This is a genomic window from Paraburkholderia sp. (assembly GCF_036488795.1).
GTDB lineage: Bacteria > Pseudomonadota > Gammaproteobacteria > Burkholderiales > Burkholderiaceae > Paraburkholderia.
On sequence record NZ_DASXHA010000128.1, the window covers coordinates 46,471 to 63,152 of the forward strand.

Annotated in this window: 15 protein-coding genes; 6 read left to right on the forward strand and 9 right to left on the reverse strand. The window is 62.1% G+C overall.

Going from position 1 to position 16,682, the window contains the following annotated elements; genetic code table 11:
• Positions 1 to 114: 114 nt before the first annotated feature.
• From VGH41_RS18515 to VGH41_RS18540, 6 genes are all read right to left on the reverse strand, one after another.
• A complete protein-coding gene (locus tag VGH41_RS18515) occupies positions 115 to 1,548 on the reverse strand; it encodes an efflux transporter outer membrane subunit (protein WP_331598971.1) in 1,434 nt (477 codons plus the stop codon).
• Between the two features lie 8 nt (positions 1,549 to 1,556).
• Positions 1,557 to 3,131 (reverse strand): DHA2 family efflux MFS transporter permease subunit, encoded by a 1,575-nt coding sequence (locus VGH41_RS18520; protein WP_331598972.1) that lies wholly within the window; start codon positions 3,129 to 3,131, stop codon positions 1,557 to 1,559.
• A gap of 18 nt (positions 3,132 to 3,149) precedes the next feature.
• Positions 3,150 to 4,256, reverse strand: a complete 1,107-nt coding sequence (locus VGH41_RS18525) for an HlyD family secretion protein (RefSeq protein ID WP_331598973.1) — start codon at positions 4,254 to 4,256, stop codon at positions 3,150 to 3,152.
• Positions 4,257 to 4,331: 75 nt separating this feature from the next.
• On the reverse strand, positions 4,332 to 4,775 hold the full coding sequence (locus VGH41_RS18530; protein ID WP_331598974.1) for a MarR family winged helix-turn-helix transcriptional regulator: 444 nt from the start codon (positions 4,773 to 4,775) through the stop codon (positions 4,332 to 4,334).
• A gap of 115 nt (positions 4,776 to 4,890) precedes the next feature.
• On the reverse strand, positions 4,891 to 5,820 hold the full coding sequence (locus tag VGH41_RS18535; RefSeq protein ID WP_331598975.1) for a LysR family transcriptional regulator: 930 nt from the start codon (positions 5,818 to 5,820) through the stop codon (positions 4,891 to 4,893).
• A 284-nt stretch (positions 5,821 to 6,104) separates the two neighbouring features.
• Complete coding sequence (locus tag VGH41_RS18540) at positions 6,105 to 7,133, reverse strand: LysR family transcriptional regulator (RefSeq protein ID WP_331598976.1); 1,029 nt, start codon at positions 7,131 to 7,133, stop codon at positions 6,105 to 6,107.
• 310 nt (positions 7,134 to 7,443) lie between these two features.
• Here VGH41_RS18540 and VGH41_RS18545 point away from each other — a divergent pair, with 310 nt between their 5' ends.
• The 4 genes from VGH41_RS18545 (at position 7,444) to VGH41_RS18560 (ending at position 10,739) form a co-directional block, all read left to right on the forward strand.
• On the forward strand, positions 7,444 to 8,025 hold the full coding sequence (locus VGH41_RS18545; protein WP_331598977.1) for a TetR/AcrR family transcriptional regulator: 582 nt from the start codon (positions 7,444 to 7,446) through the stop codon (positions 8,023 to 8,025).
• Between the two features lie 291 nt (positions 8,026 to 8,316).
• Complete coding sequence (locus tag VGH41_RS18550; RefSeq protein ID WP_331598978.1) at positions 8,317 to 8,613, forward strand: hypothetical protein; 297 nt, start codon at positions 8,317 to 8,319, stop codon at positions 8,611 to 8,613.
• A 122-nt stretch (positions 8,614 to 8,735) separates the two neighbouring features.
• Entirely contained in the window at positions 8,736 to 9,725 is a 990-nt protein-coding gene (locus tag VGH41_RS18555; protein WP_331598979.1) for a LysR family transcriptional regulator, read from the forward strand.
• Positions 9,726 to 9,872: 147 nt separating this feature from the next.
• Positions 9,873 to 10,739 carry an aldo/keto reductase gene (locus VGH41_RS18560; RefSeq protein WP_331598980.1) on the forward strand — a complete coding sequence of 289 codons (867 nt, stop codon included), beginning with the start codon at positions 9,873 to 9,875 and terminating at the stop codon, positions 10,737 to 10,739.
• Positions 10,740 to 10,853: 114 nt separating this feature from the next.
• On the opposite strand, the gene VGH41_RS18565 is transcribed toward VGH41_RS18560, so the two are convergent.
• Entirely contained in the window at positions 10,854 to 11,660 is an 807-nt protein-coding gene (locus tag VGH41_RS18565) for an SDR family oxidoreductase (RefSeq protein WP_331598981.1), read from the reverse strand.
• Positions 11,661 to 11,801: 141 nt separating this feature from the next.
• Between VGH41_RS18565 and VGH41_RS18570 the strand changes: the two genes are divergently transcribed.
• Together VGH41_RS18570 and VGH41_RS18575 are read left to right on the forward strand one after the other, a co-directional pair.
• The gene (locus tag VGH41_RS18570; protein ID WP_331598982.1) at positions 11,802 to 12,752 is read left to right on the forward strand and encodes a GlxA family transcriptional regulator; all 951 of its coding nucleotides are present in this window, start codon (positions 11,802 to 11,804) and stop codon (positions 12,750 to 12,752) included.
• A 170-nt stretch (positions 12,753 to 12,922) separates the two neighbouring features.
• Positions 12,923 to 14,032: an alkene reductase gene (locus tag VGH41_RS18575; RefSeq protein WP_331598983.1), complete on the forward strand. Its 1,110-nt coding sequence runs from the start codon at positions 12,923 to 12,925 to the stop codon at positions 14,030 to 14,032.
• A 135-nt stretch (positions 14,033 to 14,167) separates the two neighbouring features.
• On the opposite strand, the gene VGH41_RS18580 is transcribed toward VGH41_RS18575, so the two are convergent.
• Positions 14,168 to 14,989, reverse strand: a complete 822-nt coding sequence (locus VGH41_RS18580; protein ID WP_331598984.1) for an NAD(P)-dependent oxidoreductase — start codon at positions 14,987 to 14,989, stop codon at positions 14,168 to 14,170.
• Between the two features lie 63 nt (positions 14,990 to 15,052).
• Complete coding sequence (locus tag VGH41_RS18585; protein WP_331598986.1) at positions 15,053 to 16,357, reverse strand: MFS transporter; 1,305 nt, start codon at positions 16,355 to 16,357, stop codon at positions 15,053 to 15,055.
• Positions 16,358 to 16,682 lie beyond the last annotated feature (325 nt).

The following is a 16,682-nucleotide window of genomic DNA, read 5'->3' on the forward strand; positions in this document are numbered from 1 at the left end:
TCAATCTAATTCATAGAGGCGCAAAGCGCAAAGCGGGCAAAACCAGTGGCTTCGCCCGCTTTGCCTCATGTGCCGCGCCGGCACCCGTTCTACGACGAAAACGTCATACCAATCTCAAGCGCCCGCTGCACGGTTACTGGAAGCGAGCGCCGGCGCGGCCTGGCTCCAGCCGCCGCCCAGCGAGCGGTACAACGCCACCGCCGCGAGTGCGTGCTCGCGCCTCGCCTGATTTAGCGAATCCGAGTCTTGCAGATAGGTCTGCTGGGCGGACAGGACGTCGAGGAAATCCGTCGCACCGCCCTTGTACAGCTGGTTCGCCAGTTTCAGCGACTGATCCGACGCCCCCAACGCATCGCTCAGCCGATGCGTTTGCTCGGTAGTGCTGACGAGGTCGCTGCGGTTGTCCTCCACTTCCCTGAGCGCCTGCAGCATGGTCTGCTGCAGGTTCAGTTGCGATTCACGCATCCTGCTTTCGCTCTGCTGGATATCCGCGGTGATTCGCCCAGCGTTGAAGATCGGACTCGTGGCGCTCAAAGCCGCGCTGAACAGATTGTCGGTGAGCGCGGGCATGCCGACATACGAGGCCGCCAGCAAACCATCGCTCAGATTGAGCGAAAACTTCGGATAGCGCTCCGCCTTCGACACACCCACTTGCGCGGCCCGCTGTTCCACCGTCGCGTAAGCCACCAGCACGTCTGGACGGCGCAGCAGCGCCTCCGACGGCAGCGTCTGCGGCACGGTGCCGGCCGGACTCGGAATTGGCGCGGGCGTCGCCAGCACGAGCTTGTCGACCGATTCCGGCGTGCGGCCCGAATACACGGCAATCAGGCTCAGCTGATGCTGAATCGTGGATTGCGCGCGCGGAATTCTGGCCTGCAATTCGTCGAGCTGGTTTTGTGCGCGCGCCACGTCAAGTTGCGTCGACAAGCCGTATTTCAAGCGCTCCTGCGTCAGCTGCAAGGCGCGCTGCCGGATCCGCTGGTTGTCCTGCAAGATCTGCAATTCCGCTTGCGCCCAGCGCAGATCGACGTACGCCGATGCCGTATTCGCCGCCAGCGCGAGCCGCAGTTCGTCTTCCGCATGTTGTTGCCCGACCAGCTGTGCTTGCGCCGCAAGCAGGTCAAGCCTTTCGCCGCCGAACACATCGGGCGACCAGTTCAACGCGAGGCCCACGCCCCCTTCACGCACGTAACCCAGCGGCGGCGGTGCGTTTTGACGCGTATCGGCGGCGATGGCCGTGGCATCCAGTTCGGGCAACAGCACGGCACGTTTTTGCGTCGTGATGGCTTGCGCCTGCTTGACGCGCTCGGCTGCGGCCTGCAAATCGAGGTTGCCGGTCAGCACCGAACTCACCAGATCGTCCAGCACCGGATCGCCGAATTGCGACCACCAGGTTTTGGCGTCGACGGCATCTTGCGGCGCCCCGACGTTCCAGTCCACGGGTGCCACCGTCTTGACGGTGGCCGGCAGATCGTCATGCGAGGCGGGTTGAACGGCGCAGGCGGCCAAGGTCAGACTGGCAAGCGTTGCAATCAGAAGCTTTTTCATGATTCACCTCAATGCGCGTCGGGCGGCGGCGCACCGTTCGAAATGGGTTGCGAAAAAATCAGGCTCGCGATCGCAATCACGAAGCACAGCGACAGCACAAAGAAGGTATCGGAGTACGTCAGCACCAGCGCTTCGCGAAGCACCAGGGCATGCAGATTGGCGAGCCCCGTTTGCGTGGCGTTCAGTGCATCGCCCGCAACGGCGGTCCAATGTGCAGTCTGTTGCGTCAGCAACGACTCGACTTGCGGACGGCCCACGGTCACGTTTTCGTTCAACCGCAGATAGTGGAAGTTGAGACGGTCGTTCAGCATGGTGGCGCTCACCGCAATACCGATCGCACCGCCAAGATTGCGCATCAGGTTGAACAGGCCGCTGGCTGATTTGAGCCGCGATTGCGGCAGCGAGCCGAGCGCCATGGTGACGATCGGCGGCACGGCAAACTGCTGTCCAATCCCGCGCAACGCCTGCGGCAGCAACAGCTGTTGCCAGCCCCAGTCGTGTGTCAGCGGCACATACAGGTAACAGCCAAGTCCGAAACAGATCAGGCCAAACACCAGCAGCACACGCATGCTGACGAAGCGCGTCGCGAACGCGTAGGCTCCCAACGCGGCGAGCTGAAACGCACCGACCGAGAGCAACGCAACACCGATCTGCAGCGAACTGAAGCCGCGCACCTGGCTCAAGAACTGCGGCGTGAGAAACACCGCCACGAAGATGCCGATGCCGGTGATAAACGACAGCAGACTGCCGATGCCGAAGTTGCGCACGCGCAGCGCCCGCAGATCCACGATGGGTTCGTCGGTGGTGAGCGCGTGAACCAGAAACAGAAAGCCGCAAATCGCCGATATCCACGTACACGCCACAATCACGTGGTCGCCGAACCAGTTCTTGCGCGGACCTTCTTCAAGCACATATTCAAGGCAGCCGAGAAAGCCGCTCATCAGCACGATGCCGAGGTAATCGCCCTTCTTCAGCAACGAGAGATCGGGTTTGTCGATGTTCACGTATTTCGGCACCAGCACGGCCACCGCCAGACCCGGCACGAGGTTGAGGTAGAACAGCCAGTGCCACGACCACTGATCCGTGATCCAGCCGCCGATCACCGGACCGATCGCCGGTGCGAGCGACGCCAGTGCGCCGATGGTTGTCGACGCAACGATGCGCTGCTTGCCCGGAAACAGCACGAAGGCAGTGGTGAACACCGTTGGGATCATCGCTGCGCCCATTGCGCCTTGCAGGCCGCGAAACAGGATCATCGAATTGATGTCCCAGGCGATGCCGCACAGCATGCTCGTCACAGTAAAGCCCACGGCGGAAGCCACGAACAGCCAGCGCGTCGAGAACACTTTCGAGAGCCAGCCGGACATCGGAATCACCAGAATTTCCGCAATCAGGTAAGCCGTCTGCACCCAGGACAACTCGTCCTGGCTCGCGGAGAGTCCACCGCCAATATCACGCAGCGACGACGCGACGATCTGGATATCCAGCGTGGCCATGAAAAACCCGAGGCACATCAGCGCAAATGCCAGCACGCGTTGCTGCATGGGCTGTGACGCGGGATCGAGCGGAACAGAGGTTGTCATGATCTGCACCCGGTGCGTCTAGCGGCCGTTCGACACTTGCGTGCCGTCGGCGAGATGTACTTCGACGGTGGCCGACAGGCCCGGACGCAACACGTTTGCCATGCCGTTCGGCACAGTCAGACGGATACGCACCGGTACGCGCTGCACGATCTTGGTGAAGTTGCCGGTGGCGTTTTCGGGCGGCAGCACACTGAAAGTCGCTCCGGTTGCCGGCGCAAGACTCTCGACGTAGCCGCTCAGCGGCAGACTCGAGGCGTCGAGCACGATGTCCGCCTTGTCGCCGATCTGCATCTTTTTCAACTGGTCTTCCTTGAAGTTGGCATCCACCCACAAGTCTTGCGACGGCACCACGGTCAACAGCGGTACGCCGACATTGGCCAGCATGCCGACGCGCGCGGTGCGATTGCCGACATAACCGTCGACAGGAGAACGGATGGTTGTGTATTCAACGTTCAGTTGCGCGACGCGCTGTGCGGCGAGCGCCGTATTGACGCGGGCCTGTGCGTCGGCAATCTGCGCACCCAGCACGGACAGCTCACGCTGCGCCGCGAGCACGGCCGCATTGCTGCTTTGCACGGCAGCCTGCGCCTTGGAGAAGTCGGCGTCCGCGCGTTCGACGATCTGGTTGGAAACCGCGTCGTCCTTCACCAGTTCGCGATAACGGGTCTGATCCTGCGCGCTGCGCGTCAGCTCAGCGGATGAAGCGCGCACTTCCGCCTGGTGCTGATTGATCACCGCCGCCTGCAAAACCTGCCTCGCCTGCAGCTCGGTGACGGCCGCGCGGGCGCTGTCGACTTCGGCGGTGGCCTGGGCAAGCTTCGCGTCGTAGTCGCGCGAATCGAGCCGGATCAGCACCTGGTTGGCCGTGACGTGCTGGTTGTCCTGCACGAAGATGTCGGCGACAAAGCCGTTGACCTTCGGCGCCATCACCGTGACATTGCCGCCGACATACGCATCGTCAGTGGATTGCTCGAAACGCAGCACGAAAAACCAGTAACCGGCCGCAACGGCCAGGACGATCGCGACGAGCCCATATGCGAGGCGCATCCACGGAATGCGCTTCGTGCTCGCGGCCTCGGCGAACGGCTTGGGCAGATCTGCAACGGGAGTGGAAGGACTCGACATGTGTTCACCTGTGTATATGCACCGAAATAAATAAAAGACTGCGCTAACTGCGTGGGCCATCGGCCCGATTTTTCTTCAAGCTTTGGAAACGTCGCGCGTCACGCGGAACAACTCTCGTCTAAGACTCGCCGCCTGCTGCGGCCCAAACTTGCGTTCGAATTCATCCTGCGCGGCGCGCCAGAACGCCATCGCCTCGTCCAGCCGCACCTGGCCGTCGCGCGTCAAACTCACTTTCAGCCGCCGCGGGCCCTGCCCATCCGGTTCGCCGGCAACCAGACCATGGCGCAACAAGGGCCGCAGCGCGCGGACCAGCGTGGTTCGGTCCATCACCATCGCCTGCGCCAGTTCCAGCATCGTCAGACTCGAACCGCGTCTTAGTGCCCAGAGAATGCTGAACTGCGTCGGCGTGACTTCCGCTTCGGACAGGTGCCGTTCGTAAAGCTGGGAAATGTGCCGGGCGGCCTGTCGAATCGCGAAGCAGTCGTCGTGATCAGGCGGATCAGGTGGGTTTGTGTGCATGTGCACAGATTAGAGAGGGCAAGGTCTGCGATCAATCTCCCGCTGACATCTGATTGTTGTGATGGCGACAAGAATGACTACGTGCGCAGTCCCGTCCGGGCGCGCAATCGAATCATCATATCTTTAGATCGGGCGCGCTTGCCGGCGCAGAAACCTCGGCGAAAAATGCCGCCGCGTGCTCGACAAACGCCTTCACCTTGGCCGGCAGCAAGGTCCGCGTGTTGTACGCGAGCCGCAGATCGATCGAGTAGTCGACCAGTTCGAAGTCGTCGAGCAGACGCACCAGCCTGCCTTCCGCCAGTTCCTTCTGCACGATCGCCTCGGGCACCACGCCGATACCGAACCCCTGCAGCACCATCTCGCGATTGAAGATGGGGTTATTCGACGCGATGTCGAATCTCAGCGGCACGGTGACGTCCTCGGTGCCGATGCGAAACGTCAGCTGCGGCTTGCGATGCTCCGGCGAGGTCGCCACGAACGTATGGCTGGCGAGCTCGGATGGATGCTTCGGCATCGAATACTGCTGCAGATAGTCGGGTGACGCGACGATGACGAACGACATGCGCTCCAGCAGTCGCGTGACGATCGTATCGCTGGTCAGCATGAAGGGCAGCACGATGCCCAGGTCAAAGCCGTCCGCCACCAGATCGACTGGACGTTCGGTCAAGGTCACATCGAGCGTCACTTTCGGATGCTTGCGTTTGAACGTGGACATCAGCGGCACGAGGCGGTTGACGGTGGCCGTGGTATGCGCGACGAGCCGCAATACACCGCTGGGTTCGCGCGTTTGCGTCGATGCTTCGGCTTCGAGCGCGTCCAGATCGTCAAGGATGCGCGCGCAACCTTCGTAGAAGCGCTCGGCCGCCTCGGTCATCGAAACCTGCCGTGTGGTCCGATGAAACAGGCGGCTTCCCAGACGGCGTTCGAGGCCCGAGATCGAGCGCGACACGATGGGCGTGGTCAGCCCCAGCATATCGGCGGCGCGCGTAAAGCTTTTGGCTTCGACCACCGCGCGAAAGACTCGCAAACTCTCCAGATAATCCATACGGCACCTGTGATGTCGTGCTCAACATGAGCCCTGTTCTGGCGGGCCACGCACCCTCTTCCTGCGATGCGCGAAGCGGGCGTCTGGAGATTACCGCATAGCCGGTTAGGTGAAGCAAGCGACTGCGGACCGCTCAGCGGTCGCGCAGTTCGTTGACGAGGTGGGAATACTCGAGGCGTGGGCGCGCACTGCACCTGCTAACGAGGCGAGAGCGCTACCCATTCCGCTGTTGAAGCACAGGAGCGCGGTATAGACGCAATGATTCGCGCCGCGCGAATAAACGCTTAAACGGCCATCTCCAGCGCTTCCACGGGCGCGCCGGACACCGCCACACTGCGCCGCACCGTGGGCGCGCGCGCGGTTTCGGCCTCGGTAGTCGGCAGACAGCGCCGCTCTGCGTCGGCCTGGCCGGAAAACAACGGGCAGCGGCCAAACAGCTCGGCCACCCAGTCGACGAAAACCCGCACGGTAGGCGACAAATGACGGTTGTGCGGATACACGGCCGAAATCGGCAGCGGCAACGGCTTCCATTGCGACATCACTTCGACCAGCTCGCCGGAGCTTAAATGCGGCAACGCCATGAAGCGCGGCGCCTGCAGCAGCCCGACGCCCTTCAGGCCGCTCGCAACGTACGCCTCCGCGTCGTTCACCGCGATATTGCCGCGCATTTTCACTTCGGTGGTCTGGCCGTCGACCACAAAGGTCAGATCCATCACGCGGCTGCTGCGGCCGAGGAAATAATTGACGGCCGTATGATTCTGCAGATCTTCGATACTCTGCGGCGTGCCGTTTTTCTCGAGATACAGCGGGCTCGCCACGGTGACGCGCTGAAACACGCCAATACGACGCGCCACGAGGCTGGAGTCCTGCAACGTACCGATGCGGATCACGCAATCCACACCCTCCTGGATCAGATCGACCGGCTTGTCGCCGAAGCCGACCATCAGCTCGATATCCGGGTACCGCTCGTGAAATTCATCCAGCTTGGGCATCACCACCATTTTGCCCAGCGCGCTCGGCATGTCGACGCGCAGTCTGCCGCGCGGCGCACGCTGCGCCTGCGAAAGCGAACTCTCGGTCTCTTCGATGTCGTCCAGAATCCGCACGCAGCGTTCGTAGTAAGCAGCACCGTCCGGTGTGAGGCTCAGACGCCGCGTCGTGCGCTGCAACAGCCGCACCTTCAGATGCGCTTCGAGATTCTGGATGATCGTGGTGACCGACGCGCGCGGCAGGTCCAGCGTGTCAGCGGCGCGGGTAAAGCTGTTCGTGTCGACGACTCGCGTGAACACCTTCATTGCTTGCAGCCGGTCCATATCCACGTCCTATGAATAAAAATGCCGCTCAAGGGTCCAAGCGGCTTTTTGCTGTTTTTACTTTGCTGACGAAAGACAGGGCCATCTATTACGGAAAAACGGAGCCCTGCCGCCAAACTAATACGACTGTCCGTATTAAAATGGAACTGTAATGGAAAGTCAAGGATTCCCCTACTGCACGGGGGGCCTCGATTGTGCCCTAAGGCCCATCAGCCTTGGTCTGCGGCCGGTTGCCGCTGCCGCGTGGCGGTGGAGATCCTGAACTCGAAGTTTGACGCTCCAATACGGACGAACGTACAATTTGCCCATCATGCCAAGACCCTCACACCGCGGAAAAATCCTCACCGAAGGCCTTAAGGTCGTCCATGAACGAGGCTTCGCAGGCGCGAGCGTGCGCGACATCGTCCAGGCCGCCGGCGTTCCGCAAGGATCGTTTACCAACCACTTTGCTTCGAAAGAGGCATTTGGGCTGGAGGTGCTCGATCTCTACTTTTCCAACAACCGCCACATTCTGGGCGACACGCTGTACAACGAAGCCCTGGCGCCGCTCGCGCGACTCGATGCCTATATGGACGCGAACCGCGCGCGCATCTGCCAGAACGAGACGCGCAATGGTTGCCTGCTAGGTAACTTCGCCCTCGAGGCCAGCGAGCACAGCGAGCCGATTCGCCATCGTCTGGTCGAGATCTTCGCTGAAGTGCAGACAGCGCTCGAATACTGCCTCACAGCGGCGGTCGCAGCGGGCAATCTGCCCAAAGACTTTGAATGCAGCGAAGTGGCGAGCTTTATGATCGCGTCGCTGCAAGGGGCCATCCTGCTCGCCAAGGTGCAGCGAAGTCCCGAACCGCTCGTGCGACTCAAGCGTTTGTTGTTTGCGAAGATTTTGCGGTAACGCCCCCAACCCCATCACGCATAACGAGGCGCAGCGACAGCACCGCCTCGTTTGCCTCGTTTGCTCCGTTTGCCTCGCGCAGCTACGTGCCGCGCAAGATCCCCATTGCACGGGCAGCCGGCAAAGCTGACGCAGCAAAAACCCACGCCGGACCGGCATCAGGATTGTTTGGCAGATCCAAATTGTATAAACGGCGCGCCCGTCTTTATCGCGGATGACGTGCCGCCTAGGATTTGCTCTGCCGTCGAGCGTGTTTGCACGACGCGCCTTGCACCTGAAAGGAGCTTCACCATGCCGAGCACCATGCTTCGCGTATCTCTCGCCGCAATCCTGAGCGTCACGTTCAGCATGATCGCGCTAGATGCCCTTGCCGAAGGCAGCCCGCAAACCGAACAAAGCGATCCCATCGAGCCAACCAGTCAAAGCGGTTCGCACGATCAGCAAGCGATTTCAGCCACGCATTCGGCCAACGACCTCAGCCAGCAACGCATTGCGGCGCACGAGTCCAGCAGCAGGGCTGCGGAACGGCGCAATCGCGAGATCGTCGAATCGGTGACGGGCAATCTGCATCCGCTCAGCACGTACTGATACTGAAGCGGCCCAGCCTGACCCGCCGGAACCCGAGCGAAAAATCAGCATAAGATACCAGCGTCGCAACGGCACGCGCTCCCGACCTCGTGAGCGATGCCTCCTCGGGATTTCGATCACACATGAACGATCGCTCACTCTCCGGCACGCCGGCGGCGTCATCGGCAGTTGTTGCAAACCATGGTGATGATGTGTCGGGAGCGGCCGCACTCGACCGGGTCGGCGCGCTCAACGTGTTCGTCAGATCCGCCGAAACCCGCAGCTTCACCGAAGCCGGGCGTCAGATGGGAATTTCCGCCTCAGCGGTCGGCAAGGCAATCTCGCGGCTGGAAAAGCGCCTCGGTGTGCGGTTGTTTCATCGCAGCACGCGCAGCGTCACGCTGACCCCGGAAGGCGCGCAATTCCTCAAACGATGCTTGCGCATCATCGAGGAAATCGAAGCGGCGGAAACCGAGCTTGCGCTCGCGCACTCCACGCCGCGCGGGCGCCTGCGCGTCAGCTTGCCGCTGGTCGGCATGCTGCTGATGCCGGTGCTCGGCGCCTTCATGCGCACCTATCCGGAGATCGTGCTGGACCTCGAATTCTCCGACCGTCTCGTGGATGTGATCGACGAAGGCTTCGACGTCGCGATGCGCACAGGCGAGGCCGGCGACTCGCAACTGATCACGCGCTCACTCGGCAGCTACATTCATATCATCGTGGGCTCGCCCGCTTATCTGGCCGGGCACGGCACACCCGAGAAGCCCGAGGACCTGGTGGGACACGCCTGCCTGCAGCATCGCTTTCCGTCCACCGGCAAGCTGCGCGCGTGGCCGCTCGAGCGCAACGGCGAAACGCTCAACATCGAGCTGCCCACCACTGCCGTGGTAAGCAATATCGAACCGCTCATCTCGATGGCCGAACAGGGTCTCGGCCTTGCCTGCGTCCCCGACTTTACGGTTCGAGAGCAGTTAAAGCGCGGTTCGTTGGTACGCGTGCTGCAGGATCTCCCCGTACCGCGAGCTGTGTTTCGGGCATTGTGGCCATCTGGGCGCCATCTTTCGCCAAGGATTCGCGCCTTCGTCGATTTCATGGGTGCGCATCTTTTCCCCGAGACGAATCCAGGGCCTTGAAGTCCCGCGACTTTTGCCTTGATCGATCCATTTGCGCCGAACCATTGCATTGTTCAGTGCTCGAAACAAGTGTCTTCAGGTTGCGCATCTATATCCTGATACTGTCCTTCCCTAAACTCGCGGCATCCAACTAGAGGAGTTGATGAAATGGGCGATCTGGCAAGTCCGTCTGCGCAAGCGTCGGGAATCTTCAAGCTCGGCGGTGAAGTCGAGATTCATCGTCTTGGCTATGGCGCCATGCGTATCACCGGGCCCGGCATCTGGGGACCGCCGGACGATCCGTCCGAAGCACTCCGCACCTTGCAAAGCCTTCCCGAACTGGGCGTCAACTTCATCGATACCGCCGACTCCTACGGTCCCGATGTGTCGGAACAGCTGATTCGCGAAGCCTTGCATCCGTACACTGATCTGCTGATCGCAACTAAAGCGGGCTTGCGTCGCGCCGGACCGGACCGTTGGGAACCGGACGGCAATCCGCAATATCTGCGTCAGCGCGCGCAAAAGAGTTTGCAGAAGCTGGGCGTCGAGCAGATCGCGCTATGGCAGCTGCATCGCATTGATCCGAAAGTGCCGCGCGACGAACAGTTCGACGCCGTCAAGTCGTTGCAGGACGAAGGCGTGATCCGCTTTGCCGGCTTGAGCGAAGTGTCGGTGGACGACATCAAGGCGGCCTCGAAGTACTTCAAGGTCGCGACGGTGCAGAACCGCTATAACCTGGCCGATCGTGCCGCCGAGGACGTGCTCAGGTATTGCGAGGAACATGGCATCGGTTTTATTCCGTGGTATCCGCTGGCGGCTGGCGCGCTCATGCAGCCCGGCTCGCCGCTCGTCAAGGCAGCCGAAGCGCGCGGCGTTAGCGCAAGCCAGATTGCACTGGCATGGCTGCTCAAACGCAGCCCGGTGATGCTGCCTATTCCTGGCACGTCGAAGCGTCCGCACCTTCGCGACAATGTCGCGGCCGCGTCGATTGAGCTGAGCGACGCGGAGTTCGCAGCCTTGCAGGCCTTGCACTAAGCGCAGAGCCGCGGCGCACCGCGGCTCTTGTAACCCGGCCTGGCGCGCCGCGCCGGGCCTTCAAAGCCAGCCTCTGAAAACCAGGCCTTAAAACCAGGCCTTAGAAACTGGGCCTCAAGCCACCCCCACTCCAAACCGCGCAGCCGGCTGGCTGCGCGACAGATTCGGCCCCAACGCGGCACGCGCGGCCTCAAACGCGTTCCAGTCCGCCGCATCCGGCAACGACGGAATGGTTGCGACTTCACCTTGATCGAGCCCGGCAAGCGCGGCATCGACGAGATCGTCCGCGCTCATCACAATGCTTTCCGGCAGATTCTCCACCGGCCGACCCGCGATGTCCCAGAACTCGGTGCGCGTCGCGCCCGGCAACACTGCCTGCACCCGCACACCCTGCGCGGCCAGCTCATGCTGCAGCGACTGGCTGAACGCCAGCACGAACGCCTTCGAGGCGCCATACACGCCATTCAGCAGTTCCGGCGCCACAGCCACAACCGACGCGATATTGACGATGGTGCCGGCGCCGCGTGCCACGAACCCCGGCGCGATCGCATAGGTCAAGCGCGTCAGCGCGGTGACGTTCAGCTCGATCATCGCTTCCATCTTGTCCACATCCGACACGAGCAACGGCCCCGCGCCGCCAAAGCCCGCATTGTTCACCAGCATCGTGATGCTCGAATCGCGGCGCAGGATGTCTTCGACGCGGCGCACGTCCGCCTTCGCGCCCAGGTCCGCGACCACCACCTCGATCGAGCGGCCTGTCGAAGTGGTCAGACGATTGGCCAGTTCATCGAGCCGTTCGCGATTGCGCGCCACCAGAATCAGATCGTAGCCGCGGCGCGCGAGGCGGTCCGCATAGATCGCGCCGATGCCCGTGGAAGCGCCGGTGATGAGAGCCGTACCCTTGTGTATCGTGGTGTTCATTGCATTTCTCCGTTAGCACCGACCCCTTGTCGGTCTGCATGAAACGGAGAATAAGCGCATACTCGGACGTCTCCAATGTCATAGATGCCACCTTTTCGGCCATCGGTGCAAAGCGGCCTGAATCTACCCGAGGACACTCTCATGTTGCGTATCGGAATCGTGCTGTATAGCGGCTTTCAGGTGATCAACCTGGCCGTGACCACTGTGTTCGAAATGGCCAATCTCACGGCCGGCAAGCCGCTTTACGAAGTCGCGCTGCTCTCCGAACACGGTGGCCCGGTACCGACCTCGGCCGGATTTTCAGTCGCAACCGAGGCTTTCGACGACAGCCGCTTCGACACCGTGCTGGTGGTAGGCGACAACGAGGTGATTGATCCGTCGCCCGGGCTCATCGCCTTTTTGCAGCGTTCGGCGCGCGACTGCAGGCGGATCGGCTCGACCTGCACCGGCGCGTTCAATCTGGCGCAAGCGGGTCTGCTCGACGGTCGGCGCGCCACCACGCACTGGTTCTTTGCGGCGCGGCTACGGCGCGAGTTTCCGGCGGTGAAGCTGGAGGAGGACCGCATCTTCATGATCGACGGGCCGGTGTGGACCTCCGCCGGAATGACCGCATGCATCGACCTCGCGCTGGCCCTCGTCGAAAAGGATGCCGGCACCGAAGTCGCGCGGCTGGCGGCGAAAAAGCTGGTCGTCTATCACCGCCGCGCGGGCGGCCAGTCGCAGCATTCGGCGCTGCTCGAACTGGAGCCGCGCTCGGATCGCATCCAGAACGCCCTCGCCTATGCCAGGCAGCATCTGCATACCGAACTCTCGGTGGACCAGCTGGCCGAAGCGGCGCACCTCAGCCCGCGTCAGTTCAGCCGCGCGTTCCGCGCCGAGACCGGCCAGTCGCCGGCCAAAGCGGTCGAACATCTGCGCATTGAAGCGGCACGGCTGATGCTCGAATCCGGTCAGCACCCGATTGAAATCGTCGCCCGCGACACCGGCTTCGGCGACCGCGAACGCATGCGCCGCGCCTTTCTGCGCGCCTTCGGCCAGTCGCCGCAGATGATCCGGCGCGCCTCGCGCGGCGACGAGCATGCGCAGGCCTGAGCAGGCCATTTGTGACTCTGATGTCCGGAATGTTTGAACCGCCAGCCTGTTTTTCATTTGGCCCAGCGCAGATACAGTTCATCTCAAGGCGACGGACGCCGTTTTTTTGGCCACACAATCAATACGGACGTCCACATTGCTAAACCGGATCGTTATAGTCAGAGGAAATCATGTCCAAGCTCTTTTCAAGCGTCAAAGTCGGCCCTTATGAGTTTTCGCACCGCGTCGTGCTGGCCCCGCTCACCCGCATGCGCGCCGAAGGCGGCGCCGTGCCCGGCCGCCTGATGGCCGAATACTATGCGCAGCGCACCTCGCCAGGTGCGTTGCTGATCAGCGAAGCGACCATCGCCGCTGCCAACGGCAATGGCTACCTCGGCGCGCCGGGTCTGTTCGACGACAGCCAGATCGCCGGCTGGCGGCTGGTCACGGATGCCGTGCACGCCAAGGGCGGCAGGATTTTCCTGCAGCTGTATCACGCGGGCCGTCAGTCGAATGCCGAAGTGCAACCGGCGGGCAGCCAGCCGGTTGGACCGTCGGCCATTGCGCACGGCGGCGTCGCTTATACCCAGTCCGGCTGGGTGCCGAATACGCCGAACCGCGCACTGGAGATCGACGAGATCGCACAGCTCGTGGAAAGCTTCCGCAGCGCGGCGCAACGCGGCGTGGCAGCCGGCTTCGACGGCGTCGAACTGCATGCCGCCAATGGCTATCTGTTCGACCAGTTCTTGCAGGACGGCAGCAACAAGCGCACGGACATCTATGGCGGCTCGTTCGAAAACCGCGCGCGTTTCCTGCTGGAAGCGACCCGCGCGGTGATTTCGGTGTGGGGCAGCAACAAGGTGGCCGTGCGTCTTGGCCCGAGCGGCACGTGGGGCGACATGTCGGACAGTGATCCGGTGGGGCTTTTCAGCTACGTGGCTGCCGAACTGAACAAGCTGGATCTGGCTTATCTGCATCTGATCGAGCCGCGTATTCTCGGGAACGTCGAGGACGATACGAAAGATCAGAACCCGGTCGCCGCGCAATTGATGCGCAAGCACTACAAGGGTGTGATCATCGCGGCGGGCGGCTTCAAGGGCGATTCGGCGGAAGCCATCCTGAACGCGGGAGACGCCGATCTGGTGGCTTTTGGCCGGGACTTCATCGCCAACCCGGATCTGCCTGAACGGTTGCTCAACAAGCTGCCGCTGAACCGGTACGATCGCCCGACGTTCTTCGGCGGCACGGAAGTCGGCTATACGGACTACCCGTTCTATAGCGATGCGGCAGTGGCGGCGTAATTGGTGAGGCCCGGCTTGCATCAGCGCGCGTGACGGCCAGTCCCTATGCCGTCACGCGGTTTCGCAAGTAATTTTTGTAATACAACATGACGGCATTGCCAGACGATTGCCGGTCTGGCCCGCTGCCACAGACAGTCAGGATTGCGGCATACCTACCACGAACGCACCGCCCTGAAACCGCTGCGCCGGATCGTCGAAATTGTCGGTCGGTGCAGCGACAGGAAAACGTCCTTCGAATTGCGCCGAGCTATCCTGCGGCCGATAGCCAAGAAACGACGCCTTGCCGTTGTCCCACCACAAGACGCGATTGTTCGACACGCCATACACGATGGCGTGTCCGACGCGATTCGTGAACAGCGAGCAGCGCACCAGTTCGATGAAGTCGCGATAGCTCAGATACGTGACCAGCATGCGCGGGTTCTTCGGCTCCTCGAACGACGAGCCGATGCGCAGACACACCGTCTCCAGCCCGAAGCGGTCAAAGTAGTAACGTGACAGCGATTCGCCGAAGCACTTCGTGACGCCATAGAGACTGTCGGGACGCGTGGGCGAATCGGCGTCGAGCACGGTCGTGGTTGGATGAAACCCAATCGCATGATTCGAACTCGCGAACAGCACGCGCTTCACGCCATGCTTTTGGGCCGCCGCATACAGGTTATAGACGCCGCGAATGTTCGCCTCCAGCAGCGCGTCGAACGGCGCATCAACCGAGATGCCGCCCAGATGGACGACGGCATCGACGCCTTCCAGCAGCGCCTCCACACCGTCACGATCCGCCAGATCCAGTACCACGTGTTCTTCATGCGGCGCGGCTTCGCCCATGGAGGTGACATCCGACAGGCGCACCGTGTCGGCCCATGGCGCCAGCGCACCGCGCAACTGGCGGCCGAGGTTGCCGGCCGCGCCGGTCAGCAGCAGCCGCCTGAACGGCTTGCCCGTCGCTTGTGTGTTGCTCATCCTTGCTTCTCCCGTTCTGCTGTCGCCGCCCGGCAAGCCGTTGCCGGACCGGCGACACCTTGCCTAGGCGCGCGCCGTGTCGGCCACGCGCGAACCTGCTTCCGATGCGCGCTGCGGCTCAGCCGGTTCCTTCAGCACGCACCATACAACGACCGCCCCCACCAGATCGAAGCATGCGAGCGCAACGAACAGCGGGTCATAACCCACCAGCGCCACGAGCACCCCCACCGCCAGCGAAAACAGCGTCGCGCCCGCGTAGCCTGCCATGCCGGTCAGACCCGTGGCGGTCGCCACATCGTTCTTGCCGAAGACATCAGAAGCCAGCGTGTACAGCGCGCCCGAAAGCGTCTGGTGTGCGAAACCGCCAATGCAGAACAGCGCAATCGCGACATACGGACTCGTCGCGAGGCCGATACAAGCCGACCCGATCATACACAGCGACCCGGTCACCACCACCAGTTTGCGCGACGTGATGAGCGACGTCTTGAAACGCTTCTGATACCACGGCGCCAGATAGCCGCCCAGCACGCAGCCAATGTCCGCGGCGAGAAACGGCAGCCACGCGAACATGGCGATTTCCTTCAGATTCATGTGCCGCACGCTCACCATGTAGAGCGGAATCCAGAAATTGAAGGTCTGCCACGCGGGCTCGGCGAGAAAGCGCGGAATCGCGATGCCCCAGAAGGCGCGGCGCTTGACGATGGCGCGCCACGACGGCTTCGTTGCAGTACTGGTCTTGTATTGCGCCTCCTGACCTTCGAGGATGTAGTCGCGCTCCGCATCGGACAGGCGCGGCTGATCCTTGGGCGCGCGATACAACAGCAGCCACAGCACGCTCCATACGAGGCCGAGCACGCCGATCGAAACGAACGCCATGCGCCAGTTGCCATGCAGAATCCACCAGACCACGAGCGGCGGCGCGATCACGGCGCCAATCGACGAACCGATATTGAACCAGCCGGTGGCGATGGACCGCTCTTTGGCGGGGAACCACTCGGAGGTCGCCTTGAGACCCGAAGGAATGCCGGCGGCTTCGGTCACGCCCAGCAGGCCGCGGAACAGCGCGAGCGAGAGCCAGCCGTTAGCCGTGCCGTGCAGCATGCACGCGCCCGACCAGAGGATGGCGAACAGCGCGAAACCGAGCTTGGTGCCGATCACGTCCAGCACGTAGCCCGCGACCGGTTGCATCACCATGTAGGCGGCCTGGAACGACGCCACGATATACGAGTACTGCGCCGTCGAAATGCTCAGCAGCCGGTTCATCTCCGGCGCGGCCACGGCCAGCGAATTGCGCGCAATGTAGTTGACGATCAGACCGGATGTGACCAGCCCGATCATCCACCAGCGCATGCCTCTTACCTTGCCCATGTGCTCCTCCAATGTGCCGCCATGTGCTGGCGTGCGGTGTAATGTGGCTCGCGCGGCGCGGACCGCGTCGTATCTCACCATGGGCACCAAGATAATCAAGCGGCGGAATAGTTGTCAAGCAACATTCCTTCGGATTATTCCTATGACAATCGCATATTTTGAATTTTGCAGGTGTTTTTTCCTTACTTGGCGGATAGTTTGCAGATGATTGCCGAACTTCACCCTTCCTAGGCGTTTACCCGGCGCAGGATTTTGCCATACAACTTGTAGGGTAGCGTCGTATGCGACCGAACACCGGGATCGACGACGAAAGAAGCGTGCGAAT